General features: G+C 44.3%; 21 protein-coding genes and 3 pseudogenes. 10 read left to right on the top strand and 14 right to left on the bottom strand.

The window, feature by feature from the left end; all coding sequences use genetic code 11:
* Positions 1-4: 4 nt before the first annotated feature.
* The 4 genes from ACZ5C4_RS02000 to ACZ5C4_RS01985 all read right to left on the bottom strand — a co-directional run bounded on the left by ACZ5C4_RS02000 (position 5) and on the right by ACZ5C4_RS01985 (position 3,587).
* Positions 5-1,789 carry a VirD4-like conjugal transfer protein, CD1115 family gene (locus ACZ5C4_RS02000; RefSeq protein ID WP_070087586.1) on the bottom strand — a complete coding sequence of 595 codons (1,785 nt, stop codon included), beginning with the start codon at positions 1,787-1,789 and terminating at the stop codon, positions 5-7.
* On the bottom strand, positions 1,786-2,259 hold the full coding sequence (locus ACZ5C4_RS01995) for a PcfB family protein (protein ID WP_002604484.1): 474 nt from the start codon (positions 2,257-2,259) through the stop codon (positions 1,786-1,788). The genes ACZ5C4_RS02000 and ACZ5C4_RS01995 overlap by 4 nt, the downstream gene beginning before the upstream one ends.
* 36 nt (positions 2,260-2,295) lie before the next feature.
* Positions 2,296-3,240, bottom strand: coding sequence for a DUF6017 domain-containing protein (locus ACZ5C4_RS01990; RefSeq protein ID WP_058118388.1), 945 nt, complete (start codon positions 3,238-3,240; stop codon positions 2,296-2,298).
* A gap of 128 nt (positions 3,241-3,368) precedes the next feature.
* Complete coding sequence (locus ACZ5C4_RS01985) at positions 3,369-3,587, bottom strand: hypothetical protein (protein WP_058118389.1); 219 nt, start codon at positions 3,585-3,587, stop codon at positions 3,369-3,371.
* Between the two features lie 164 nt (positions 3,588-3,751).
* On the opposite strand from ACZ5C4_RS01985, the pseudogene ACZ5C4_RS01980 reads away from it, so the two are divergent.
* The 3 genes and pseudogenes from ACZ5C4_RS01980 to ACZ5C4_RS01970 all read left to right on the top strand — a co-directional run.
* Positions 3,752-5,440, top strand: a pseudogene (locus tag ACZ5C4_RS01980) (recombinase family protein); the annotation flags it as partial.
* A 17-nt stretch (positions 5,441-5,457) separates the two neighbouring features.
* Positions 5,458-5,502: pseudogene (locus ACZ5C4_RS01975) on the top strand (hypothetical protein); the annotation flags it as partial.
* 9 nt (positions 5,503-5,511) lie between these two features.
* Positions 5,512-5,859 (top strand): alpha-L-rhamnosidase C-terminal domain-containing protein, encoded by a 348-nt coding sequence (locus ACZ5C4_RS01970; RefSeq protein ID WP_464519584.1) that lies wholly within the window; start codon positions 5,512-5,514, stop codon positions 5,857-5,859.
* A gap of 56 nt (positions 5,860-5,915) precedes the next feature.
* On the opposite strand, the gene ACZ5C4_RS01965 is transcribed toward ACZ5C4_RS01970, so the two are convergent.
* The 6 genes and pseudogenes from ACZ5C4_RS01965 to ACZ5C4_RS01940 all read right to left on the bottom strand — a co-directional run.
* Positions 5,916-6,881, bottom strand: a complete 966-nt coding sequence (locus ACZ5C4_RS01965; protein WP_464519583.1) for a D-2-hydroxyacid dehydrogenase — start codon at positions 6,879-6,881, stop codon at positions 5,916-5,918.
* Positions 6,878-8,116 (bottom strand): amidohydrolase family protein, encoded by a 1,239-nt coding sequence (locus ACZ5C4_RS01960; protein WP_464519582.1) that lies wholly within the window; start codon positions 8,114-8,116, stop codon positions 6,878-6,880. Before ACZ5C4_RS01960 ends, ACZ5C4_RS01965 begins: the two co-directional genes overlap by 4 nt.
* Before the next feature lie 29 nt (positions 8,117-8,145).
* The gene (locus ACZ5C4_RS01955) at positions 8,146-9,117 is read right to left on the bottom strand and encodes a 2-keto-3-deoxygluconate permease (protein WP_464519581.1); all 972 of its coding nucleotides are present in this window, start codon (positions 9,115-9,117) and stop codon (positions 8,146-8,148) included.
* A gap of 49 nt (positions 9,118-9,166) precedes the next feature.
* Positions 9,167-10,078 carry an NAD(P)-dependent oxidoreductase gene (locus ACZ5C4_RS01950; RefSeq protein WP_464519580.1) on the bottom strand — a complete coding sequence of 304 codons (912 nt, stop codon included), beginning with the start codon at positions 10,076-10,078 and terminating at the stop codon, positions 9,167-9,169.
* Between the two features lie 16 nt (positions 10,079-10,094).
* Complete coding sequence (locus ACZ5C4_RS01945) at positions 10,095-11,024, bottom strand: transketolase family protein (RefSeq protein WP_464519579.1); 930 nt, start codon at positions 11,022-11,024, stop codon at positions 10,095-10,097.
* Positions 11,021-11,860: pseudogene (locus ACZ5C4_RS01940) on the bottom strand (transketolase); the annotation flags it as partial. The pseudogene ACZ5C4_RS01940 and the gene ACZ5C4_RS01945, both read right to left, overlap by 4 nt.
* A gap of 309 nt (positions 11,861-12,169) precedes the next feature.
* Between ACZ5C4_RS01940 and ACZ5C4_RS01935 the strand changes: the two are divergent.
* From ACZ5C4_RS01935 to ACZ5C4_RS01910, 6 genes are all read left to right on the top strand, one after another.
* Positions 12,170-12,895 carry a FadR/GntR family transcriptional regulator gene (locus ACZ5C4_RS01935; RefSeq protein WP_464519578.1) on the top strand — a complete coding sequence of 242 codons (726 nt, stop codon included), beginning with the start codon at positions 12,170-12,172 and terminating at the stop codon, positions 12,893-12,895.
* Between the two features lie 331 nt (positions 12,896-13,226).
* On the top strand, positions 13,227-14,675 hold the full coding sequence (locus ACZ5C4_RS01930) for a nicotinate phosphoribosyltransferase (RefSeq protein WP_464519577.1): 1,449 nt from the start codon (positions 13,227-13,229) through the stop codon (positions 14,673-14,675).
* 63 nt (positions 14,676-14,738) lie between these two features.
* Positions 14,739-15,800, top strand: coding sequence for a D-alanine--D-alanine ligase family protein (locus tag ACZ5C4_RS01925; protein ID WP_464519576.1), 1,062 nt, complete (start codon positions 14,739-14,741; stop codon positions 15,798-15,800).
* Positions 15,801-15,926: 126 nt separating this feature from the next.
* Positions 15,927-16,277 carry a DUF3784 domain-containing protein gene (locus ACZ5C4_RS01920; protein ID WP_464519575.1) on the top strand — a complete coding sequence of 117 codons (351 nt, stop codon included), beginning with the start codon at positions 15,927-15,929 and terminating at the stop codon, positions 16,275-16,277.
* Positions 16,278-16,307: 30 nt separating this feature from the next.
* Complete coding sequence (locus ACZ5C4_RS01915; RefSeq protein WP_464519574.1) at positions 16,308-17,693, top strand: UDP-N-acetylmuramoyl-tripeptide--D-alanyl-D-alanine ligase; 1,386 nt, start codon at positions 16,308-16,310, stop codon at positions 17,691-17,693.
* Between the two features lie 5 nt (positions 17,694-17,698).
* Positions 17,699-18,508: a Cof-type HAD-IIB family hydrolase gene (locus ACZ5C4_RS01910; protein ID WP_464519573.1), complete on the top strand. Its 810-nt coding sequence runs from the start codon at positions 17,699-17,701 to the stop codon at positions 18,506-18,508.
* 115 nt (positions 18,509-18,623) lie between these two features.
* On the opposite strand, the gene ACZ5C4_RS01905 is transcribed toward ACZ5C4_RS01910, so the two are convergent.
* Genes ACZ5C4_RS01905 through ACZ5C4_RS01890 form a run of 4 tightly spaced genes read right to left on the bottom strand, consistent with a single transcriptional unit; the run spans position 18,624 to position 23,341 of the window.
* A complete protein-coding gene (locus ACZ5C4_RS01905; protein WP_464519572.1) occupies positions 18,624-20,105 on the bottom strand; it encodes an FGGY-family carbohydrate kinase in 1,482 nt (493 codons plus the stop codon).
* 5 nt (positions 20,106-20,110) lie between these two features.
* Positions 20,111-21,064 (bottom strand): transketolase family protein, encoded by a 954-nt coding sequence (locus tag ACZ5C4_RS01900; RefSeq protein WP_464519571.1) that lies wholly within the window; start codon positions 21,062-21,064, stop codon positions 20,111-20,113.
* A 1-nt stretch (position 21,065) separates the two neighbouring features.
* Positions 21,066-21,938: a transketolase gene (locus tag ACZ5C4_RS01895; protein WP_464519570.1), complete on the bottom strand. Its 873-nt coding sequence runs from the start codon at positions 21,936-21,938 to the stop codon at positions 21,066-21,068.
* 2 nt (positions 21,939-21,940) lie between these two features.
* On the bottom strand, positions 21,941-23,341 hold the full coding sequence (locus tag ACZ5C4_RS01890; protein ID WP_464519569.1) for an L-fucose/L-arabinose isomerase family protein: 1,401 nt from the start codon (positions 23,339-23,341) through the stop codon (positions 21,941-21,943).
* Between the two features lie 265 nt (positions 23,342-23,606).
* Here ACZ5C4_RS01890 and ACZ5C4_RS01885 point away from each other — a divergent pair, with 265 nt between their 5' ends.
* Complete coding sequence (locus ACZ5C4_RS01885; protein ID WP_464519568.1) at positions 23,607-24,617, top strand: LacI family DNA-binding transcriptional regulator; 1,011 nt, start codon at positions 23,607-23,609, stop codon at positions 24,615-24,617.
* The last annotated feature ends 19 nt before the right edge of the window (positions 24,618-24,636 follow it).

Here is a 24,636-nt window from a genome sequence, read left to right as displayed (position 1 = left end):
GCCGTTATTCCTCGGCGGCTGCGTCCTCGTCGGACAAATCTATTTCGTATATGTCAAAGGCTTCATCGGGCTTTACTATTGCCGGGCGGGTAGACATATACCGTTCCACATCAAAAGCGTTTTTCTTGTCGAAGTCGGAAAGGTATTTGTAGTTCGGGTGTTTCGTTATATCGTATTTGTCGCTTAAAAAGGGACGTACACCGCGTAGCTGCAAAATACATTTCCCACCGTCCATAACTGCTATTTCGTCCTGTGTCATCAACTCCTTTCCTAATTTTTGATAAGTAAGTCCATGAGAAACCTGCGTGCCGCGATTTTCGGAAGTGTTGAAACTGTCAATTGTTTCCCGTCCCAAGTTATCCGAAATATCCTTTGCATTTTTCCCACGTCCTCCCAAAAACAAGGTGCTGTCGGCATTATCAAGTATGATTTCTGCCGCGTCCTTGTAAATGGCTTTTAGCTGGCTCTGCGATTGCAGAATGATAGAAGCGGACATTTCCCGGCTGCGGATTGTGGCAATCAGTTTATCAAATCGGGGTATCTGTCCGATGTTCGCAAACTCGTCAAGCAAAAAGCGGACGTGAACAGGCAATTTGCCGTTATATTCGTCGTCCGCTTTGTCGCAAAGCAAATTGAAAAGCTGCGATTGCAGCATAGCGATAACAAAATTAAACGTGCTGTCCGTATCGCTCATTATGAGGAAAAGTGCGCTCTTTCTGTCGCCTAACGTGTCAAGTTCTAATTCGTCGTAGGACATGAGATCGCGCAATTCCTTAATATCAAAAGGCGCAAGCCTCGCACCGCAAGAAATGAGGATTGATTTTGCTGTTTTGCCCGCCGCCAATTTATATTTTCGGTACTGCTTCACCGCGAAATGGTCGGGGTCGCGTTCTTCCAAGTCGGCAAACAGCAGATCGACGGGGCTTTGATATTCCTCGTCGTCCTCGCGGGCTTCGCTGGCGTTGATAAGTTCCAACAGGGTAATAAAGTTCATTTCCTCGGCGGGGGCTTCATACCAGATGTAGCCAACCAATGCGCAATACAATAACCTTTCCGCTTTTACCCAAAAATCCTCCGCACTTTTTTCTCCCTCGCCTTTGGTATTCGCTATCAACGTGTTTACCAGCTTCAAAATATCTTTCTCGCTGCGGATATACACAAAGGGGTTGTAGTGCATAGATTTTTTGAAGTTAATCGTATTCAGTACCTTAATGCGGTAGCCCGCCCGTTGCAGCAACTTCCCGCACTCAATCAAAACCGTACCTTTCGGGTCTGTCAAGACGTAAGAGGAATGAAGCTGCATTAAATTCGGCTTGACGAAAAACCTTGTTTTTCCGCTGCCGCTGCCGCCGATCACGACGACGTTCTTATTTCTTGCGTACTTCGGCTGCTTCGGGCGGCTGTTCATGGTAAGGCGTTCCGTCTGTGTCAAAATGATGTTGTTTTGAAACTCCGGGTCTATGTAGGGCTTAATATCTTCGGCGTTTCCCCATCGGGCAGAGCCGTACTCCGCGCCCTTGCGGTATTTCTTCGCGTTTTTCCCTTTGACATAGACAATCAAGCGGATAATCACCGCGCCGACAATGCCGACAAGCAAATCCAGCGGGTAAATGCTCGGCAAGGCACTTTCAAAGGCTGCGGAAAATCCCTGCGTGATATTCAGTATCTTTGCGGAAATATCCGCGCCGGGGGCAAGCCGCACCGCCTGTCCGACTTTATCAAAGAGATAGACAAAGAACACATAGGGGATATTCGGAAGTATTAGCTTTTTGTAGTTAATCTGCTTCATATCTCGCGCCCCCTGTCCATTTTCTTTACCTTGTCGCGGGCGGCGTTAAGCTGCTTTGCCTTGTCCTTTGCAGCGGCAAGGGCTTTGCGGATAGAGGGCTTTTTCTCCCTGTTCAGCTTCTTTGCGGAAAACTCTTGAAACGCTGCGGTCATAACGTCTGCGTCCCGGCCTTTGAAAAACACAAGGTAGCGGGTCTGCTCGCCCTTAACCTTTTTCAGCGAAAAATCTATGTTGTATTTCTTCGCCGTACTCTCAAAGGCTTTAATATTGCTGTCGGTGATCTCGATGTTGGAAACACCCGCGTTCTGCTTCATAAGCTGCCGCATGGTCTGTTTCCCATGCGCGGGCTTGCTTTTCTGCTCCAAAAACTTTTGGATTGCTTTCTGCAACGCCTGTTCGGTAAGCCGCGCCGCGCCTTTTCCCACTTTGACGTATAGGGCAATCGTTTTTTGGGTTACTTCCTCCTGCAAGGTATCAACTCCTTTCCCGGTAAAATGCGGCTATGCTCATTCGCCGCCGTATAAGTCGTGATTGACAAGGGCGGTATAGTAGCTGTCAATGGTACTCGGCGCGTTGAACAGCACCGCTTTTAGATACTGCTTGATGTTGCGCACTTTGGTTGTGTTCTCCCTCATGCAATCCAAAACAAACTCAATATGGCTGCTGTTCAGCTTCAAAAATTTGGATTTCACCAGTTCGGCGGGGTAGTCGTCCCCGGCAATACGGATTGTCTTTCGCGCTGTGCAGACGGTTTCCAGCATGAGGTCAACAATCTCATTTAGGCGGTCTTTGTCCATTTTGGGGTCTTGAATGAGAATGTCATACTCGATATTGTCCTTGATAATCTCCCTGTAAATCTCTACTGCGCTATTGCTTTTCGCTTCCGTTCTTTTCCTTTCCGGCGGCGAAGCCGCTTCGCCCTGCTCAAAGGGCAAGGGATTTAGGGAATGGAATGGAAAGGAATGGGTACTTGATAAATCAGTAATTGATTTTTCTTTACTTGATATATCTTTATTTAATTGCGTTGGATTTTCCAACGTAGGTTTTTCCTGCGTAGGTTTTTCCAACGTTGGATTTTCCAATGTTGGATTTTCCAACGCAGGTAAATCCAATATAGGCGGCTGTCCGACGCTGGTAGCTGCTTCCGGCTCTCGCGGCTGCGGCTGCTCGTATATGACGTAATCCGCGCCCCGCAAGCGTCCCTTTTCGTCGCGTTCCCGGCTGCGCACGATATATCCGGCTTTTTCGAGTTCCTTTACCGCTTCGCGGATTGCGTCGATCTTCTCCCGGTTGATATGGGATAAGCCCGCAAGGGTATAATCCCAATCCTCCGGCAAGGACAGCATTTGCGAAAGCAAGCCTTTTGCTTTTAAGGACAATTCCTTGTTTCGCAAGTGGTGGTTGCTCATAACGGTATATCCCGTATTTCGCTCCACTCTGAAAACTGCCATTTTTCCTCACTTCCTCTCTTGGTCTGCGTGGACAATTAGAAAGCCGTTTTCGGCTGTTTTGGTATTGCAATATGCCCTTTGCCGTTTTCGCGTCTGCAAAGCCGCATGACACAAGGGCTTTTGCCCGTCTATTTGTCCATGCTGGCGGGCGTTTTCCGCGTCCTTTTGCCGGGGCAATAGGGACACTCTTTGAAAACGCAAAACTCATATTTCCACCCGGGGCGGTAGAAACGGCAAGTGCCGCAATCTTCATCATCTCCGGCACAACCGGATTGATAGCGGTCAAATCCCGGCTTCTGCTGCATGAGCAGTTCAAATGCCCGCTGCTTGCCTTTTATGAAATACATTCCGGCTGTACCTCCTTTCCTGCGGGCATAAAAAAACGGCGTTACTTTCTCCCCAAAAGGGGTTAAGGTAACGCCGCTTGTGTGCGTATTCAGTTTTTAACACATTCCCTGTCTATCCGCTGTCCGCAAAACCATTGATTTTATTAGCTTTTTGCCGCTATCGCTATCACACCTCATTATTCCAAAGACCGAGCTTCCAGAACATGATTAAGGACATTGAAAACGGACGGATAAACTGCGTGATTACGAAAGATTTATCACGTTTAGGGAGGAACTACCTTGACTGCGGATTATATTTGGAAGTCTTTTTCCCAGAGCATAATGTGAGGTATATAGCGGTCAATGACGGCGTGGATACCTTGAATAAATCGGCGATGGACATCACCCCATTCCGCAATATCCTAAACGAAATGTACTCTGCCGATGTGTCGGTTAAGATAAAATCGGCGTACCGAGCGAGATTCCAGCAGGGGAAATTTATGGGGACGTATGCACCCTATGGATATATCAAAGACCCTGCCGACCACAACCATCTGCTGATTGACGATAAGGTGGCGCACGTTGTAAGGGAGATATTTGACCTTGCATTAGCGGGAAATGGACTTGGAAAAATACGCAAGCACATCAACAGCCAGCACGTTTTACGCCCTGCCGCTTATGCGGCGGAGCAGGGAGCAACAGGCTATGAGAGATACTTTGAGGACAACGAAGAAAACCGTTATATCTGGAGTGAGAACAGCTTGAGGAATATTTTAAGAAGCCCTATCTATGCAGGAAACCTTGCAGGCTACAAGCGGATTGCCGCCAATATGAAAAGCAAGAAAAGACCGTCCAAGCTGCCAGAAGAATGGGAAGTGATACCCGACACCCATGAGGGCATAGTCACACAAGAAGAATTTGATACTGTCCAACAGCTTATGACGAGCCGCAGACGGGAAAAGAATAAGGGTGACTTTGAGAATATTTTTTCAGGTGTTATCAAGTGTGCGGACTGCGGCTATGCTCTGCGGGCGATGAGCGCAAACAGGAGGAAACGCCCCGACATTATCGACTGCGTACAATACACCTGTAATAATTATGGCAGGTATGGCAACGTCATGTGTACCGCACACGCCATTGAAGCGAGGGACTTATTCAACGCCGTCCTTGCCGATATTAACCGTTTTGCAGATATGGCGGTGAATGACGAGAGGGCGGTGAGGGCGATTGAGAAGCGGCTCACGGAAACAGACCAGAGCAAAGCAAAGGCAATGGAGAAAGAACGGAAGAAGCTGAACAAACGCCTTGCGGAGCTTGACAGGCTGTTTTCCTCTCTCTATGAGGATAAGGTCATGGAGCGTATCACCGAGCGGAATTTTGAGATGATGTCGGGGAAATACCAGAAAGAACAGCTTGAAATCGAAGCAAGACTGAAAGAAGTAACGGAAACGATTAACGAAAGCTACGAGAAATCGCAGGGAATCCGTGACTTCCTCTCCCTTATCCGCAACTATCAAGGTTTGAAAGAACTGGACGCAACAGTGATAAATGCACTGATAGACAAGATACTTGTTTCGGAGCGTGAAAAATCGGCAGACGGAACAGTGAAGCAGGAAATCAAGATTTACTATAAATTCATCGGCTTTGTCGGTGAATTACATATCACACCCACAAAGCGGTGGACAGCATTAAAGCCTAAGAATTGTACAGTGTGCGGTGTTGAATACGTCCCCCGCTCCGCAATATCGAAGTATTGTCCAGAGTGCAGGGGAAAGATAAGAAAGGCTCAAGGGACAGAAACGAAACGTAGGAGCAGAGAACGAAACAGACAGGTATGTGTTGAACTGTCCGCAAAAAATGACCGACTGAAGTAAACCACGGAGCTACTGCCATATGGGAAACTTGGCAAACAATCCTTCCGGACGGACGTGTAAATAAAGATTCCATGAATCATTACGCGTTCGGATGCGTCGGTAATTGGATGTATACATATCTGGCAGGAATTCGCTCAGAATCGCCAGGATACCGTAAAAGTTCCATTAAGCCGCTTAAGAACAGCGGACTAGATTGGGTAAGAGCATCTTATGATACAATATATGGAAAACTCTATGCAGAAACAGATTTCAAAAAAGGGCTAATGACTGTCGAAATCCCCGACAACACAACTTCAAAGGTATATATCCCCGGCAAAAACGTTACATGTAACGGTGAACCAGTTGGAGGAATACAAATAAACGGATATACAGAATGCAGCCTGACTCCGGGTATATATCAATTTTCTTTTACAAAATAAAATCCTGCTCCTGCCAAATTGATTTCATTCCATTCGGCAGGAGCTTTTCTACTGATTCAGGCTCCCACTACATGGATTGGTTTTCCTTTTAAATATGCTTTTACATTCTCTACTGCTGTCTGCATAAGTCTTTCCCTTGACTCCTTAGGCGCCCAGGATATATGAGGGGTGATAATACAGTTATCGAGTCCTAAAAGTGGATGATCTGCTCTGATTGGTTCAGAAGATACCACGTCTAATCCTGCCCCGGCAACTTTACCGCTTATCAATGCGTCTCTCAAATCCTCCTCTACGATAAGAGGCCCTCTGGAGTTATTCAAAATAATCACTCCATCCTTCATTTTTGCGATATTTTCTTTATTAATAATGCCCTCTGTATCGGGAAATAAAGGACAGTGGAGCGCAATTACATCAGATGACGCAAATAAGGTATTTAGATCTACATATTGAAACTGCTCCGTTTCTTTCACAGTCTGAAGCTTATCGAACGCGAGCACTTTCATGCCCAGCGCCTGCGCAATTCTCCCTGTTGCCTGTCCAATTCTGCCGTATCCTATGATTCCCATTGTCTTTCCTGCCAATTCAATTAACGGATAATCCCAGAAGCACCAGTCTGGATTTCGCGTCCATGCGCCTTCCTGTACTACCTTGTTATGGTGACCGATATGATGACAGATCTCCAGAAGAAGCGCTATGGCAAACTGTCCCACCGCCGCTGTCCCATAAGTCGGAATATTTGTCACCACAATCCCCTGTTCCTTTGCTGCCTGTATATCAACTACATTGTAGCCTGTTGCCAGGACACCAATATAGCGAAGCTTCCGGCATCCCTTCAATATTTCAGCAGACAATGGCGTCTTATTCGTAAAAACAATTTCTGCATCTTTGATTCTGCTTCTTATCTCTTCTGTATCTGTCAGGGATGTGCGGTCATATACCGTACATTCCCCGATTTCTTCCAGTGCTTCCCAGCTTAAGTCTCCCGGGTTTAATGTATATCCGTCCAATACTACGATTTTCATAAACTCACCTGCTCTTCTCTGCTGTCTTTTAATATTTTGCCGTCTTTTATTGTCATAACAACTTTCTGTGTGGCTTGCAGATCTTCCAGTGGATTTCCGGAAAGAACCGCAAAATTCGCCCGATACCCTTTTTTGATATATCCGATTTTATCCTCCTGCCCGATCGCGGATGCCGCCACAGAGGTCGCTGCTTTTAAGGCTTCTACATTACTCATTCCGATCTTTTTCAGATTCATAAATTCAAGTGCATTCGTACCTACTTTGATCCCAAGTGTCCCTGCGTCGGTAGAAAATGCGATTTTTACGCCCGCTTCATATGCTTTTTTCACGCTTGCCCAATGGCGCTCTGCTGTCTTTGCCAGGAGGTCTAACACCCCTTGGCTTTTTGCCGCTACCAGTTCTTTAGACGGAGTCGGTGTCGGTGACAGAAGCGTAGCAAGCATATACCGGTCTTTTTTCAGCATCAGCTCAATCCCTTCTTCATCGATCCCCGTTCCATGTACGACAAGGTCTCCGTCTGCGCGCAGGAAACGCTTGATCGCCTCGGCGCCTCTTAAATGCGCATGTACTGGTGTTGCATAGTTATGTGCTTCGTCAATAGCTGCCTCGATTTCCTCCGGTGTAAAATCACAGGCTTGGGAGTTTCTTCCAATCATACGGATCGGAGGGCTTAACTGAAGCTTAATATGATCTACACTGTGATACATCAAATCTCTTACCGCCTTGCGCATCCCATAAGGGCCGTATGGCTCCATAGAAAATCCAACGAAATGTGCTTTATTTGTCGTGAGTTGTTTGCCTGCAATAAATAGATCCGGCCCTTCTATGTATCCTTTATGAATTGCTTCTTTCAATGCACACTCGATAAAGTTGTTTCCTCCTCCGTCAATCACTGTAGTGAAACCTGCATCCAACATTCTACGGCAATTATACGCGCCTAAATAAGCAACGGCTGCCTGCGCTGTATCCAGTCTCTCTCCTCCGGGTGATGTCGTGGCCAGAGACTCCTCCTTATCTGTAACCTCCTCCAGGAGCATATGCATATGACAGTCTATAAAGCCTGGCGTCAAGGTATAACCCGACAAATCGATCACTTTTCCATTTTCTGCCTGTTCGCTGTCCTTTGACAAAATATCCGCAATCACTCCATTTTCTATTACAAGTGTCTTTTTTTCCTCTAATTTATCATTTTCGCCATCGAAAAGATTTACATTTTTTAATATTAATCTTTGCATCTTCCTGACTCCTCTCTAAAATCTCTGGTTTATTTTTCTTCTATTTTTGTTTTCACTTCTTTTTCCATTTTTTTCTTAATCCTTTTATCCAGAAATGCCACCATAACCGGACACAAAATAGCGGTTACCACACATGCCGCCGAACACTGTGCTGTCGCAGCATTTGCATACGGGGCAAAACTCGGATCTGCTGCCGCAATCGCCGCCGGTGTTGCCACCGAATTTCCTGCTGCCGTTCCAGCAGCGGCTCCTACTGCCGTCCGTTTTCTCAATATTAGACAATAAATCAGATTTACAAGGAAACCAGAGAAAAACAGTACCAGAATTCCAAGTAAAATTCCTGCGACACCTGCTTCTATTACAGTGATGAAGCTCATTCCGGCTCCGAGTACAAAAGAGAAGAAAATAATAATAAATGGAAGCGCCTTTTCCGCCATTTCTTTAAAATCTTTATCCAGATTTCCCCATACAACTCCAATGATGATAGGCAATATGGTTGCCAGTAAAGTCAGAAACGGAATATCTGACATTCCTGTGGCTCCTAATGCCACCATCGTAAGAAATGGCCCGTCATTCACCGACAAAACAGAGACCGCGCCTACGTCTGTAGAATCTCCAAATCTCGCCGCCAGTGTCGCATAGATTGAACCTGAAGAATTTGTCAACACCGCTATCAAAACAACCGGTGTCAGTCCAAGGAAACCTTCCGGTCCAAATACCATTTGTACACCCCAGCCTATCGCTACTCCGATCACAAACTTTAATACTGTCAGAAGGGCGCCTTTATACAGTGGCGCGCCAACCTGTTTAAAGCTGATAGACGCCCCGCAGCAAATCAAAAAGAGTCCCATGAGACAATTTGTTCCATCTTTTAAAAGTCCTGTTGTAGCTCCGCCGATCTGCAATGCGTCCGGAATAAACGTATTGATTATCACGCCTGCCAGCAAAGGAATTACCATGATTCCGCCAGGTATTTTATTCATTAATTTTACCAATTTCAAACTAAAGCGCCTCCTATCTCTTCCTATATGATTATTATTTTTCTCTATTTCAGATTTCTTCTCCCTTTATTTCAATCTTCGCGCAATCCTCATAGCTTCTTATCAGAGCGCCCAGATCGTCCTGCCCGTATCCGCACGCGCTGCTCCAAGTAAAAATTTGTTTTACAAGAGCACTCACAAACATTGGGCTTTTTACTTCTTTGCCTATATCCAAAGCAATCGATAAGTCTTTGATAAAAATATCCACCGGCCCCCTAGGGGTAAAGTCTCTTTTCATAATCAACGGCAGCTTATCTCTAAATACATCATTGCATCCTGTACATTTTGAGATCACCTCGTATATCTGCTCTGGTTTTAGCCCTGATTTTACTGCCATTGTGACCGCCTCTGATACAATTGCCATCCCCGTTGCTATCATCACTTGGTTGATGCTTTTCATAACCTGCCCATTGCCGATTTTTTCACTGACATGGTAGGTATTGTTCCTTCCCATTGCTTCCAAAACTTTTTGTATTTTCAGAAAAATTTCTTTTTTTCCAGCGGCCATCATAATCAGCCTTCCGTCTATCGCCCCAGTTTTCCCGCCGCTGACAGGACAGTCCATATACGCGATTCCACGCTTTTCCACCGCTTCTGCAACTTCTCTTGTCTGTTCCGGCGACACAGTGCTGGACACAACCAGTATCTTCCCTGGCGCCATAGAATCTGCCAGTCCTTCCCCGTTTCCATTCTCCCCGAACACGACGCTATGTACCTGTTTAAAGTTCATAACCATAACAAAAACAACATCCGCGGTGTTTCCCAGTTCTTTTAGTGTTTTTGCTCCATATGCTCCAATTTTTTCCGTCCGTTTTACAGCTTCCTCAAACACATCATATGTATATACTTCAAAGCCGTTTTTCAACAGGTTGTGAACCATATTATACCCCATGTTTCCTAGTCCTACAAACCCTATCTTCACTGTATTTTCCTCCTTTCTACCGGCAGAGCTCTTCTGCTGTCCGGATAATATTTTCTGTTGTAATCCCATTTATTTTCAACAGCTCTTCATAAGGCGCCGACTGTCCAAACTGATCCTGCACGCCGATTCTGCGGACGATTCCCCTGCCAAGTTCTGCTGTCACCTCACACACCGCACTGCCCAGACCATTGAGAATATTGTGATCTTCTACGGTGATCATCTTTCCGATTTCCTTCACACACTTTTCTACCGCCTCTTTGTCCAGCGGTTTAATCGTGTGCATATCCAGAAGCCGTACGTGTATTCCTTTCGTCTCCAGTATTTCTGCCGCCTCTTTTGCAATGCAGACTGTATCTCCATTTGCAATAATAGCTATATCCTTCCCCTCTTGTATCTGATGTGCTTTGCCAATCTCCAATTCGATCGTTTCATCATATACAAATGGTATCGCGTCTCTTGTAAAACGCAGATACACCGGCCCTTCATATTCTGCCGCTTTTCTGATTAAATTTCTCGTGGCATAATAATCTGCTCCCATGATTACGGTCATATTCGGAAGTGTCCGCATAATCCCCATATCCTCGATAGACTGGTGGCTTGCCCCGTCATTTGCCGGAGTCAGCCCTCCATGTGAGCAGGCGATCTTCACATTCAACTTTGGATAACAGATTTCCTGCCGTATCTGTTCGGACATTCTCATAGACCCGAATACAGCATAGGTGCTGATAAAAGGAATCTTTCCCGTTGTCGCAAGTCCTGCCGCCACTCCGCAGGCATTCTGTTCCGCGATCCCGACGTTGACGTGCTGGTTCGGGTATGCGGAGGCAAAAGCCAGTGTTTTACATGATTTTCCGACATCTGCATCTACGATATAAATATCTGGGTTTTCTTTTCCCAATTCCAACATCTCATCTCCAAATGCCTCTCTTAATGCTTTCCCGTTCATGCTTCAAAACCCCTTTCCAAATCTTCCATTGCTTTTTTATATTGTTGTTCATCCGGCGCCTGCCCATGCCATACCGGAACGTTTTCCATAAAGGAAATGCCTTTTCCTTTCACTGTATTGCAGATAATCGCTTTGGGCTTTCCATTCTTATGTATTCTCACCATGTCAAGTACATCTATGATTTCTTCCATCACATGCCCGTTAATGCGGTATGCCTCGAATCCAAACGCCGCAAACTTTTCTTTTAAATCCTGTGTCGGCATGATGTCTTCACAGGTTCCGTCATTTTGCAGCCGGTTATTATCTACAAATACAATCAGATTATCCAGCTTATATTTCGCCGCTGTCTCAGCCGCTTCCCACACCTGTCCTTCCTGACATTCTCCATCGCCTGCCAGCGTAAATACTCTGTAGTCTTTCTTATCTCTTTTACCTGCAAGCGCCATGCCCGTCGCGCAGGAAACTCCCTGTCCCAGAGAGCCGGTGCTGATGTCAATGCCCGGACACTTTTTCATATCTGGATGCCCTTGTAAAATAGAACCTTGTTTCCTTAACGTCCCTAAAATTTCTTTGTCAAAGTATCCTTTCACCGCCAGAGCTGAATACAAAATCGGACACACATGGCCTTTGGACAAAACAAATCTGTCTCTTTCCTCCCACTTTGGTTCTTCCGGACGGATATTCATTTCCCGAAAATACAGTGCTGTCACAATGTCTGCCGCTGACATTGAGCCCCCCGGATGTCCTGACTGCGCTTTATAGATCATAGTCAATGCCGTCTTTCTAAGTTCTTTTGCCTGTTCTTTTAATTTTTCAACTGATACCTCTTGCATTTCTTCCGCCTTTCCAACATCCTAACATAGGATGTTTAATCTCAAAAAATTTTGCACGACGTAATCGTGCCTTTTTGTTTTTTCAACATCCTACGTTGGATGTTGTTTGTATTATATAAATCATTGCCTTAAAATTCAATAGATTTTTATATAATTTTTACGATTTATGAAATCTCAACATTTATTGATTATGATTTTTGTGCAACATCCCTAAATCCCATGTTTATTATTTTCCCCTATGTCTTTTTTCTTAAAAGCTGTTATAATGCTAAATAGATACTGGTAGTTTATTTACTTTGGAGGTTTACATATATGGAACACGAAAAGCGTTTTCTGGCGCCTATATACAGCACTTCCGTCGTACAATTAGTAATTGACAGAATCAGCAATGCGATTATCAGCGGAGAATTAAAGCCCGGGGATAAGCTTCCTACAGAGCCAGAGCTTGCCTCTCTGTTTCAAGTTGGCCGTAATTCTGTACGGGAAGCCGTCCGGATTCTTGTCGCCTACGGCGTACTGGAAATCAGACGCCCTGAAGGTACCTTCGTATGTACGGATTTCTCCGCCAAAATGATCAATCCCATGCTCTACCACATTATTCTCCAAAAGGAGAGTGCTTACAACGATCTCGTAGATTTGCGGAAAATGATAGAAAACGGAATTATGCATATCATTCTTGAAAAAGATATGACAAAAGAAGAGCTTTACTCTATGAAAAATTGTTGTGACAAGCTGGTAAATCTTTTAAAAAACACCCCGGAAAATACAGATGCGATTTTGCTCGCCGACATTGCATTTCACGATGAAATAGCAAAGGCAACCCGTAATTCCCTGATTCAGCTTATTAATTCTCTTGTCGTAGAGCTGACAAAGGATTCCCGCGCAAAGACAATCCAAAAGGTCATTCAAAGTGGAGACGCACAATATTTAATAGACACGCATTTAAAGCTGATGAATGTCATTGAGAACCGCGACTTTGAAAATCTGGATAAAACGCTGAATGACAGTTATTTCTTTTGGAAAGATATATATCATTAAAATTTTCTTTGCAGAACAGTTCAGCCATACAGTGTGCGGGAAGCATAAAACATGCTTGCATATTTTTGCGAGCGTACATCTGTATGAGCTTAAGCGCCCATCAATGAGTAAAACGGTGGCGACAGCCACGATAAGCACGCAGTGCGGTTTTACGAATGGCGCGGGCTGAACTGTTACGAATCTCCTTCTTCCCTCCTTCCTTTTTCTTTTACTTTTTCTTTACATATGCTATAATATGCGTCAAGGGCTAAGCCGCAGTAACTATGTGACTCCCTGTTAATTGAGCGTCTGTCCTGCCAGGGCAGGCTGGTTTATAAAAAAGGAGAGAACTATGAGTGCGCATAATCTGACACTACTGACAGACCTGTATGAGCTGACTATGATGCAGGGCTATTTTGAAACCCAGGAAAATGAAACGGTTATTTTCGATGTATTTTTCCGTGAGAACCCGAATAAAGGCGGTTATTCCATAATGGCGGGGCTGGAACAGGTAATTGAATATATTAAAAATCTACATTTTTCTTATGAAGATGTAGACTACTTAAGAAAGCTCGGTATTTTCAGCGAGGATTTTCTACACTATCTAAGCGGATTTCATTTCAGCGGAAATATCTATGCCATTCCTGAAGGAACTGTAATCTTCCCCAAGGAGCCTATCATAAAAGTAATTGCGCCTATCATGGAAGCGCAGCTTGTCGAAACTGCTATCCTGAACATCATCAATCATCAGTGCCTGATTGCTACAAAAACCGCGCGTGTTGTCTTTGCCGCGCAGGGAGACGGTATTATGGAGTTTGGTTTGAGACGTGCCCAGGGGCCGGACGCCGGACTCTACGGAGCGCGCGCTGCTATGATCGGCGGCTGTGTAGGAACTTCCAATGTCCTTGCCGGAAAAATGTTCAACGTTCCGGTCATGGGGACACACGCCCACAGTTGGATTATGAGTTTTAAAGATGAATACACTGCTTTTAAAGAATACGCGCGGTTATATCCAGACTCCTGTACCCTTCTGGTGGACACCTATGATACTTTAAAATCTGGTGTTCCCAATGCGATACGGGTATTTAAAGAGATGAAAGACGCCGGAATAAAGCCCAAAAGCTACGGTATTCGCCTGGACAGCGGAGATCTTGCATATCTCTCCAAGAAAGCACGTAAAATGTTGGATGAGGCAGGTTTTCCCGACGCTGTTATCGCCGCTTCCAATGACCTAGATGAGCTTCTCATCCATGACTTGAAAATGCAGGGAGCCGCGATCACTTCCTGGGGTGTAGGAACCAATCTGATTACTTCTAAAGATTGTCCCTCCTTTGGCGGAGTCTATAAGCTTGCCGCAATCCAGAATGAAGAAGGAGAATTTGTACCTAAAATTAAAATTTCAGAAAATACAGAAAAAATTACAAATCCAGGAAATAAAACTATTTATCGAATCTATGATAAAGAAACAGGAAAGATCCGCGCCGATCTCATCTGTTTTGTAGACGAAACCTACGATACTTCGGAAGAGCTCTTGCTTTTTGATCCGAATGCGACCTGGAAAAAGACACGCCTTCCAGGGGGAAGCTACACCATGAGAGAAATCTTAAAGCCCGTCTTTATCCATGGCGAATGTGTATACACCTCCCCTTCCGTCATGGAAATTGCCGCTTACTGTAAGCAGGAAAAAGAGACTCTCTGGGATGAGACAAAGCGTCTTTTCTACCCGCACAAGGTATATGTGGATCTATCCAAAAAACTCTATGACACAAAAACGAAATTGTTAGACTCTATGAGTGTTTAGACATATGCTTGCATGTTTACTGACTTAAAAATGACAGATTGAAAGTTAAAGGAGATTGTGATTATGAAAATTATTGTACTGGCAGGAGGATTAAGTACGGAGCGTGATGTCTCCCTCTCCTCCAGCGCCGGAATCTGTAAAACGCTGGTAGAAAAAGGACATGAAGCCTACCTGCTGGATGTATTTTTAGGCTTAGAAAATCCTCCTGCTAATCTGGAGGACGTCTTTTCTCTGCCCGGACACGGGCTGGAAATCGCGAAGGGAATCCGTACCACAGAGCCGGACATTGAAGCAATTAAGGCTTCCCGCACAGACAAATCAAGCTGCTTCTTAGGCCCAAATGTCATTGAATTATGCCGCATGGCAGATATTACCTTCCTCGGCCTGCATGGAGGAGAGGGGGAAAATGGAAAACTACAGGCGACCTTTGATCTGCTCGGAATCCGTTATACCGGCCCAGACTCTCTCGGCTGTGCTGTCGCTATGGATAAAGATTTTACAAAGCAAGTCTTTTTACAGGCCGGAGTAGATACTCCTGCCGGCGGCTGCCTTCACAAAAATGACACCGATAAATCACTGGCGCGTTTTTCACTCACTCTTCCTGTCGTTGTAAAACCTTGTTCCGGTGGTTCTAGCATCGGCGTATATATTGTACATACAGAAAAGGAATATGAAGAAGCATTAAACAATTCTTTCCGGTATGAAGATGAAATTCTTGTAGAGCCTTACATCAAAGGCCGCGAATTTGCCTGCGGCATCATAGACGGCAAGGCGCTCCCTCCTATTGAAATCATCCCGAAAACAGGATTTTTCGACTATGCCAATAAATATCAGGACGGCGCTTCCGAAGAAGTCTGCCCTGCCGACATCAGTCCGGAAATAGAAAACAAAATGAAAGAGCTGACCGTCAAAGCTTACCGCGCCTTAAAACTGAGCGTGTACAGCCGAGCTGATTTTCTTTTGGATGAGAAAGGTAATCTCTATTGCCTGGAGATGAACACGCTTCCTGGAATGACACCAGCAAGTCTTCTTCCAAAGGAAGCAGGTGCAGTCGGAATCGACTATGGAAGCCTGTGCGAGCTTATTATCCAGAAATCTTTAGAAACACGTTATTCCCCACAGTAATCATTGACCGGTATACCTTATCGGGTGAAGCCCGCCCTCCCGGAGGGAATGTGTTACGGGATGCCCTTTAGGGTATATTGATCCGTTCTTCTTTACAGAGCAAAGGGAAAGAAAGGAGCTTTTAATATGGATCATTTTATCGAAACACATATTGCTACTGTCTCCTGTATTTTTATGGGACTTATTATGTTCTTTGCAGCTCTTCCATTTGCTTTCGGCAAAGAAAAGATGGCACGTTATGTCTCTGGCTTTAATATGTTTACTCCCGAAGAACAGAAAAACTATGACTGCGCGCGCATAAGCCGCGATATCCGCAATCTATATTTTCAGCTTGCAATTCTCGCATTTGCAGGAGCCGCGCTTACTCTAATCAGCCAATGGCTTGCAATTCCTGTGTTTCTCCTCTGGATTATCTGGTTTTTCAAGGATGTACACCTGGATCGGGACAAGGCTTTTCAAAAGTATCGGTTAAAATAATTTTAAAAAACGAAAAAGGAGAGTATCCTTATGAAACATATGTCTTTAAAAGAAATTGCCGCTGCCTGCGGCGGCACCTATTTTGGCAGTTCTGATGCTGCCATAAGAGAGGTTGGCAGTGTCGTAATTGACAGCCGCAAAGTAGAACGGGACAGCCTGTTCATCGCGATAAAAGGCGCCCGCGTGGACGGACATACTTTTATCCCGCAGGTAATGAAAAACGGCGCACTGTGTGCTCTATCAGAACGTAAGCTGGACAATGCAGACTTCCCCTATATTCTGGTGAACTCCTGTTTACAGGCATTAAAGGATCTGGCAGAATATTACCGCCGTGTTTTGCAACTTAAGGTTGTGGGTATTTCAGGAAGTGTGGGCAAGACAAGCACAAAAGAGATGATTGCGTCTATTTTGTCTCAAAAATTCAACGTATTAAAGACGGAGGGGAATTTTAACAATGAAATCGGGCTTCCTCTGACTGTTTTTCGCCTGCGCGAAGAACATGAAATCGCCGTTCTTGAAATGGGAATCAGCGACTTCGGTGAAATGAGCCGACTCGCAAAAATCGCTCGTCCAGACATCTGCGTGATTACCAATATCGGCTGCGCCCATCTGGAAAATTTAAAATCGCGGGATGGCATATTAAAGGCTAAGACAGAAATGTTTGACTATATGAATCCACAGGGCACCATTATTTTAAATGGAGATGACGATAAACTAAAAAACTTTTCGCCTTCTAACGGAATCTCGCCCATCTATTTTGGACTGGACGCCTTGCTGCCTTATCATGCAAAAGATATAAAAGACAATGGCTTGGACGGCACATCTGCCAGATTCTTTACCCCGCATTCTGATTTTACGGCTCATGTCTCCATACCGGGAAAACATATGATATACAATGCCCTGGCAGGCATTGCTGTCGGACGTGTACTTGGAATGAACGATGCAGAAATCATACAGGGAATTGAACATTTAGTCCCTCTTGCCGGAAGAAACAATCTGATTCAGACAGAGTACCTTACTATCATTGACGACTGTTATAATGCCAATCCTGCTTCCATGAAGTCCTCTCTTTCTGTTCTTTCCAGGGCCGATACACGTACGGTTGCCGTTTTAGGAGATATGTTTGAACTCGGCCCTCAAATAAACGAACTACATGCAGAAGTAGGACGTTACGCGTCCAAAACCGGAATCAAGGTTCTGATCTGTATCGGTGATTACTCTGCGCACATGGCAAAGGGCGCACAGGGCGAACGTACATCTTTATGCTCCGAAATGGAGATACACTATTTTAAAACAAAAGCAGAATTTCTGGAAAATGCAGATAAACTACTCAAAAAGAACGATACGGTTCTTGTCAAAGCTTCTCATGGAATGGAATTTCCTGAAATTGTTGAACGATTAAAAGAAATGAGGTAATAGTTATGGAATATCAGATGCTTGTCCTTGACCTGGACGGTACCCTGACAAACTCCAGAAAAGAACTTACTGAACCTACACGCCAAGCACTTCTGGAAATACAGAAAATGGGCAAAAAAGTTGTCCTGGCAAGCGGGCGTCCCGTCAATGGTGTACTTCCCCTTGCCCAAAAGTTAGATCTCCACAAATATGGAAGCTATATTCTCTCCTTCAACGGAGCCCGTATTACCCAATGTTCTACCGGAGAAGCCATTTACAACAAGACGCTTCCACCTGAGGTAATCGCCCCTATTTACCAGTTTGTTCAAGAATTCCCGGGACTGGACATTCTTTCTTATGATGCGGAAACGATTATCTCCGGTATTGCTCCAAATGAATATACGCAGAAAGAATCCTTTATAAATAAAATGGATATACGCATAGTAGAGGATTTTCCTGCTGCCCTTGCTTTTCCGGTTAATAAGCTCTTAATTCCCGGAGATCCTGCTGCTTTAGAGCAGTGTATGCCAAAATTAAAAGCCCGGTATCACGGCCTATTAAATATTTACCGTTCTGAACCATTTTTCCTGGAAATTATGCCGCAGCATATTGATAAAGCCTATTCCCTCCAGAAGCTGTTAAACAGCATCGGTCTGACCGCTGAACAGATGATCTGCTGCGGAGACGGCTATAACGATGTTTCCATGATCGAATATGCCGGTTTAGGCGTTGCTATGGAAAATGCACAGTCTATTGTAAAAGATACCGCAGATTTTATTACCAAATCTAATGATGATGAAGGAATCCTGCATGTCATCAATACCTTTATGCGGTAAGCAATACAAGTGGACAGGCAATCCATCCAACACCAAAAAGAACCGTTTCAGGATACTTGCGGCAGCACAAGGGTATAGGCCCCATCTCTATACCCTGTACCGTGTAAAATTTATCTCAGGTCAATATACGCCTGACTGCCGCTTTCCATCCCTTATATTTTGCTGTTCGTGTTTCCTCTTCCATACGTGGTATATATTTTTTTCTGTCGATATGATCGGCTATATCTTCTGTATATAGTCCAAGCCCGATTCCAGCGGCATATGCCGCACCGATCCCGGATAATTCTTCTGCTACAGGTACCAGAACCTTTGTATGCAAAATGTCACTTTGAAACTGCATTAAATACTTATTTCTGGTCGGCCCTCCATCCACGCGCAGTTCTCCTATTTCCATATCTGCATCCTGCTTCATGGCATTTACCACATCTGCTATCTGGTAAGCAATACATTCTATTCCAGCTCTTACTATCTCCGCCTTTTTCGTTGTTCGCGTGATTCCAGATAACATTCCTCTGGCATTGCTGTCCCAATAAGGAGCTCCCAATCCTGTAAAAGCAGGTACAAAATACAGGGAATCATTCTGTTCTGCTTTCCGGCAGAATATTTCTGTCTCCTCCGCGGATGTGAGCAGTTCCATATCCTCCTTTAACCAGGTTACCACAGCGCCTGTATAATTCAGATTTCCTTCCAGGACATAATGAACTTTTCCTTTTCTCCCCCATGCAAGAGAAGTGACTACTCCATGCGTACTCAATACAGGGCTGTCTCCTATATTCATCATAATAGAGGAGCCTGTTCCATATGTAGACTTGATCATCCCCGGCTTTATGCAGCCCTGACCAAACAACGCGCCATGAGAATCTCCCATAACACTGTGTATCGGAATTTTTGTCGGGAAGAAACCTTCTAAATCCGTTTTTCCGAAACAGGAATCCGAATCACAGACCTGTGCTAAATCCGCCTTATCTATCCCAAACATCTGACAAATATCTTCGTCCCACCTCAATTCGAAAATATTAAACAGTTGTGTCCTGGAGGCATTCGAATAATCTGTTTTATAGGAGCTCCCTTCTGTCAGTCTGTAGACAAGCCATGTATCTACTGTCCCCATACATAATGCATGCCTTTTTAACAGCTCCTGTGCTCCAGGTATATTTTCTAGCAGCCAGGCCAGTTTAGAGGCAGGGAAATAAGGAGAAAGGTGCAGCCCCGTACGTTCTCTGATTTTTTCCGCCGTTCCTTGTGTCTGTTCGATACGGCTGCAAATTTCCGTACTTCTCGCACATTGCCATACAACTGCATCCGCAAGTGCTTTGCCATCCTCCTTTTTCCAGATCAGCGAAGTTTCCCTTTGATTACTGATCCCCAGTCCCGCCACTTTCTTTTTATCTATCCCGGATGTCTCTACCAATTTTTTAACGGCACATACTGTATTTTGATAAATTTCTTCCGGATCGTGCGATACCCAGCCTTTTTCATTAATAATTTGCCTGTGCAACAGATCCGAACGTTTTAAAAGTACGCCGCTTTCGTCAAAAAGCAGCGCTTTTGTTCCCTGTGTACTTTGATCGACACTGATAATATATTTTTCCGGCATTTTTCTCACTCCATCGCTGATAATGTTTCTCTGATCTTTGCCGCAATTCCTTCTGCATTTAACCCATAGTAATCAAACACTTCCTTTGACGTTCCTGTAACAACAGGCGCATCCGGCAGAGATAAATTGATAACCTTTCTCGGACACTCACTTCCTACAATCTGAGCAATCATCGCTCCAAGTCCTCCAAAAGGAGAATGTTCTTCCACTGTTACAACTATCTTAGCTTTTCCTGCTGCTTTTACTACTGCTTCTTTGTCCAAAGGCTTCACGCAATACATATCCAGCACACATACGCAATATCCTTCTTTTTTTAACATTTCCGCAGCACCCTTTGCCGGTTTTACCATTTCACCGCAGGCAATAATCGCTACATCGTCCTGTACAGCATCTCCTTTTATCACCTCACACGCTTTATCTATCTCAAAAGGTACGTTTTCTTCTTCATATACCGTATCTACCGCATTTCTGCCTACACGGACATAAGCAGGTTTCTCATCTTTTAACAATGCTTTTATCAGTTTTTCTGTCTGCAGATGATCGCTTGGAATATAAACTCTCATATTGGGAATTGCACTCATTGCTGCGATATCCTGTGCAGAATGATGGCTCATCCCCAGTGCTCCATAGCTGATTCCGCCACTAATTCCTATCAACTTTACATTTGTGTTGGAATACGCTACATCAATCTTGCATTGTTCGTAACTTCTAGTAGATAAAAAGCAGGCTGGCGAGACTGCATATGCCTTTTTTCCACACTTAGCCAGGCCCGCGGCGATACTCACCAAATTTTGCTCTGCGATACCCGTCTCTACGAACTGCTCTGGAAATTTCTCCGCGAACGGAGTAAAGGAACCGCTTCCTCTGGAATCACTGCACAATGCCACAATATTTTTATCTTTCTGCGCCGCTTCTAATAATACTTCGCATATTTTTTGTTTATTCGCTGTTTTTTCCATTTTACAAAAGAGCCTCCTTTGCCGCATCTAAATCTCTCATAATGCTTTCATACTGTTCCGGAGACGGAACCTTATGATGCCATTCCGCCTTGTTTTCCATAATCGAAGAACCCTTTCCCTTTACGGTGTTGGCAATCACTACTGTAGGCTTACCTTTTACTTGCTTTGCTTCTTCAAACGCTTCGTGAAGCATATCAATATCATTTCCATCTTTCACATCGATCACATGCCATCCAAAGCTTCTGAAACGTTCATGCAAATCGTCATGTCCCATCACTTCCTCTGTGTTTCCGGAAATCTGCAGGCGATTCCGATCTATTACGGCACAGAGGTTGTCCAGTTTATACTGGTGTGCCGCCATTGCTCCCTCCCATACAGAACCTTCCGCCAACTCACCGTCTCCCATAACTACATAAACGCGCCTGTCTTTTTTATCCATTTTTATCGCTTTTGCCATACCTACACATACAGGCAGGCCATGCCCCAGAGAGCCTGAATTCATCTCAATACCTGGCAGCTTATTATTCGGATGTCCGATATAAGGAGACTGAAACTTGCTGAATCGTTGCATTACATCCGCTTTATCCAAAAATCCTTTTTCAGATAGTACCGCATAATATGCCTCCATAGAATGTCCTTTGCTTAAAACAAACAAATCTCTTTCCTCATCCTCCGGATTTGCCGGATCTATTTTCATCTGGCAAAAATACAGTTCTGTAAGTATCTCCATCACACTCATGTCACCGCCAATATGGCCTGCTTTTCCCGAGCAGATAATATCAACCGTATCTTTTCTAAGCTTGTATGCCAATGCTTTTAAATTCATATTTTCTACTTCCTTTCCTGGAATTTCTCTGTTCTTTTCAACAAGCATTTTCATTCCCCTCGTAAATATGCTTTCACCTGCTCTTCTATTGGATCGTACAGGTCTGGCTTTATTCCAATATATTTACATGCCTCATAGAGAATTGGCACCACATTTTTATGTATACCGACGCAGTGGTGAATATACGGTCCTTCCACAATTTTTGCTTCCAGGCGTTTGATATTTTCTACCTCCACCCAGAGATATGTTCCCATGCCTTTGGGGCCGTCTACACCTTTTGCATTGCCAAGCAGAAGTGAATATTCTCCATTGTCTCCATCAAAACGACAGAGAGTCACTTCTCCATGCTTCGCCTCTGCTGTCAGACTGCCTGGATGTTCAAACGCCAATGGATATGTCAGTTTTGGCTTTTCTTTCGCCACAGATACAGGCCATGGCCCACAGTGCTGCAAAAGTTCCCCATTTTCAATATCTGGATGGCGTATCGTCCAGTCCGCAAAGAAACTTCTTGTTTCTCCCATTCCTGCTGCTTCTGTTAAAAGCGCTGTTATTGCGCCATGTATATCTGTCTCGCAGACAACCGGAATCCCCTGCTCATTTAAAATTGCATTTGCCGCACAAGGCATAATTCCTAATTCCGTCTGCAGAGCATTCCAACACTGGATTGCAGCCGCCTGGCAGCCATATTTTTCTATCAGCCTCTTCATTGCCAGTGCCAGGGCAGCTACGGTTTCCACTTCCTCTGTCTGAATCTGGATTTCCATTGTTTCCCTGATATAAGAGAGCATAGCAAACATTTTTTCCTTATTTTTCTTTACCTCTTTTACTGCTTCTATTAGTTCTGTCATAGGAACAGGGGACAGTTGTATGTTAAATTTCTCTAACAGCTCTCCTTCATTGCACATTGTTGTCCAAAAATCAAAAGGGCGGGTAGAGATTTGCAAAATTCTAATATTTCTGAACGTCCTGACTACATTACAGACCGCCAGAAAATCTCTGATTCCTCGTTCAAATACCGGATCGTCTAAACGGCAGTTTGTCAGATAGGTAAAAGGCACCCTGAATCTGCGCAATACCTTTCCTGTAGCAAACAGCCCGCACTGCGTATCTCTTAAACGGACTCCATCTGGCTCCGGCCTTTCATCCAGAGGTCCCCAGAGAAGTACCGGAAGTCCTATTTTTTTTGCAAGACGTGCACATACGTATTCTGTACCAAAATTGCAGTGTGCCAGCAAAATCCCGTTCACGCCTTCTCTTCTGAATTTCTCAGCAATTTTTTCCACATCTGCATCATCATACAGAAGCCCTTCCTCATTTATATCGGTGATATCGACATAATCTACTTTCAATTCCTGCAGCTTCTGTGCCGTCAGCTTTCTAAATTTCAGCGCGTCCGGTGCACTGAAAATGCTTCGCCTGGTAGGTACATAGCCAAGTTTTATTCTTTTCATTTTCCTGATTCTCCTTTCTCACCATCCCGTAACTATTTATTTCTAATTTTAGTATAATGTTTGTTTAACTAAATCACATCCAATAATTAAGTATTATTCACTTAATTATCTGCTTAATTATTGATTTTTTATACTGTATCCTTCATACTAGAAGAAAGGAAAATTTATACTTTGTCGGGTGAAACCCGCCCTCCCGAAGGGAATGTGTTGCGGGATGCCCTCCAGGGTATATCCTTTCTTATTATTATGAAAAAGGGGGAAAACTATGGGAATCACAGCAAAAGAACTTGCAAAGAAACTAAATCTTTCAGCAGCAGCCGTCTCAATGGCGCTGAATCATAAACCTGGCGTAAGTACACAGACCCGTCGACTAGTCATAGATACCGCTGAAAAATATGGTTACGATTTTTCCAGAGTCATGGAACGCAGGCAGCAGTTGACCAATGTTATTTATTTCATTATTTATAAAAAGTATGGAGCTATTGTTGCAGACACGCCATTTTTCTCTCAGCTTTCAGAAGGAATATCTCGTGAGTGTAAACGACAGAACCTTGCGTTGAAGATCAGTTATGTCTATGAAGAGGCAGCAGCCATAGAACAGCAGATTGCCGACATACGGGGTTCTGACTGTTCCGGCATTCTTTTGCTGGGAACTGAAATGGAAGCCAAAGATGTCGCTCCTTTTCTCTCTCTGTCCTGTCCTCTACTTCTTCTGGATGCCTATTTTGAAACTCTTCCCTGCGACTGCGTCCTCATCAACAACATACAAGGTGCTTTCATTGCCGCCATGCATCTTATACGTAAATATAAAAAACAGCCTGGCTACCTGCAGTCGGCTTATCAAATCAGTAATTTTTCAGAACGCTCTTCTGGATTTTTTAAAGCAATTCGTTTCTGTGGTATGTCTGCTTCTAAAAGTATTATTCACCGTCTTACCCCTTCTATAGAGGGCGCCTATGCAGATATGCGTGAAATTCTGAAAGCAAATGAAGAACTCGCTCCCTGTTATTTTGCAGATAACGATCTGATCGCCATCGGGGCCATCAAAGCGTTTAAGGAAGAAGGTTATAAAATCCCCGAAGACATCGCTGTCATTGGATTTGATAATCTTCCGCTTACCAGTGTCATTGAACCGGCTCTTACTACTATACATGTGCCTAAGCAATATATGGGAGAAATAGCGGCCCAAAGGTTATCCGCTATTATAAACGCTCCCGGACAGCCTCCTCTTAAAACAGAAGTCGCCACTACACTGATAAAAAGAAAAACAGCCTGATACGGGCTGTTTTCTTCTT

The organism is Mediterraneibacter flintii (assembly GCF_055387595.1).
Note: the sequence above shows the minus strand (reverse complement) of the source record. Positions and strands in the feature narration are given on the sequence as shown.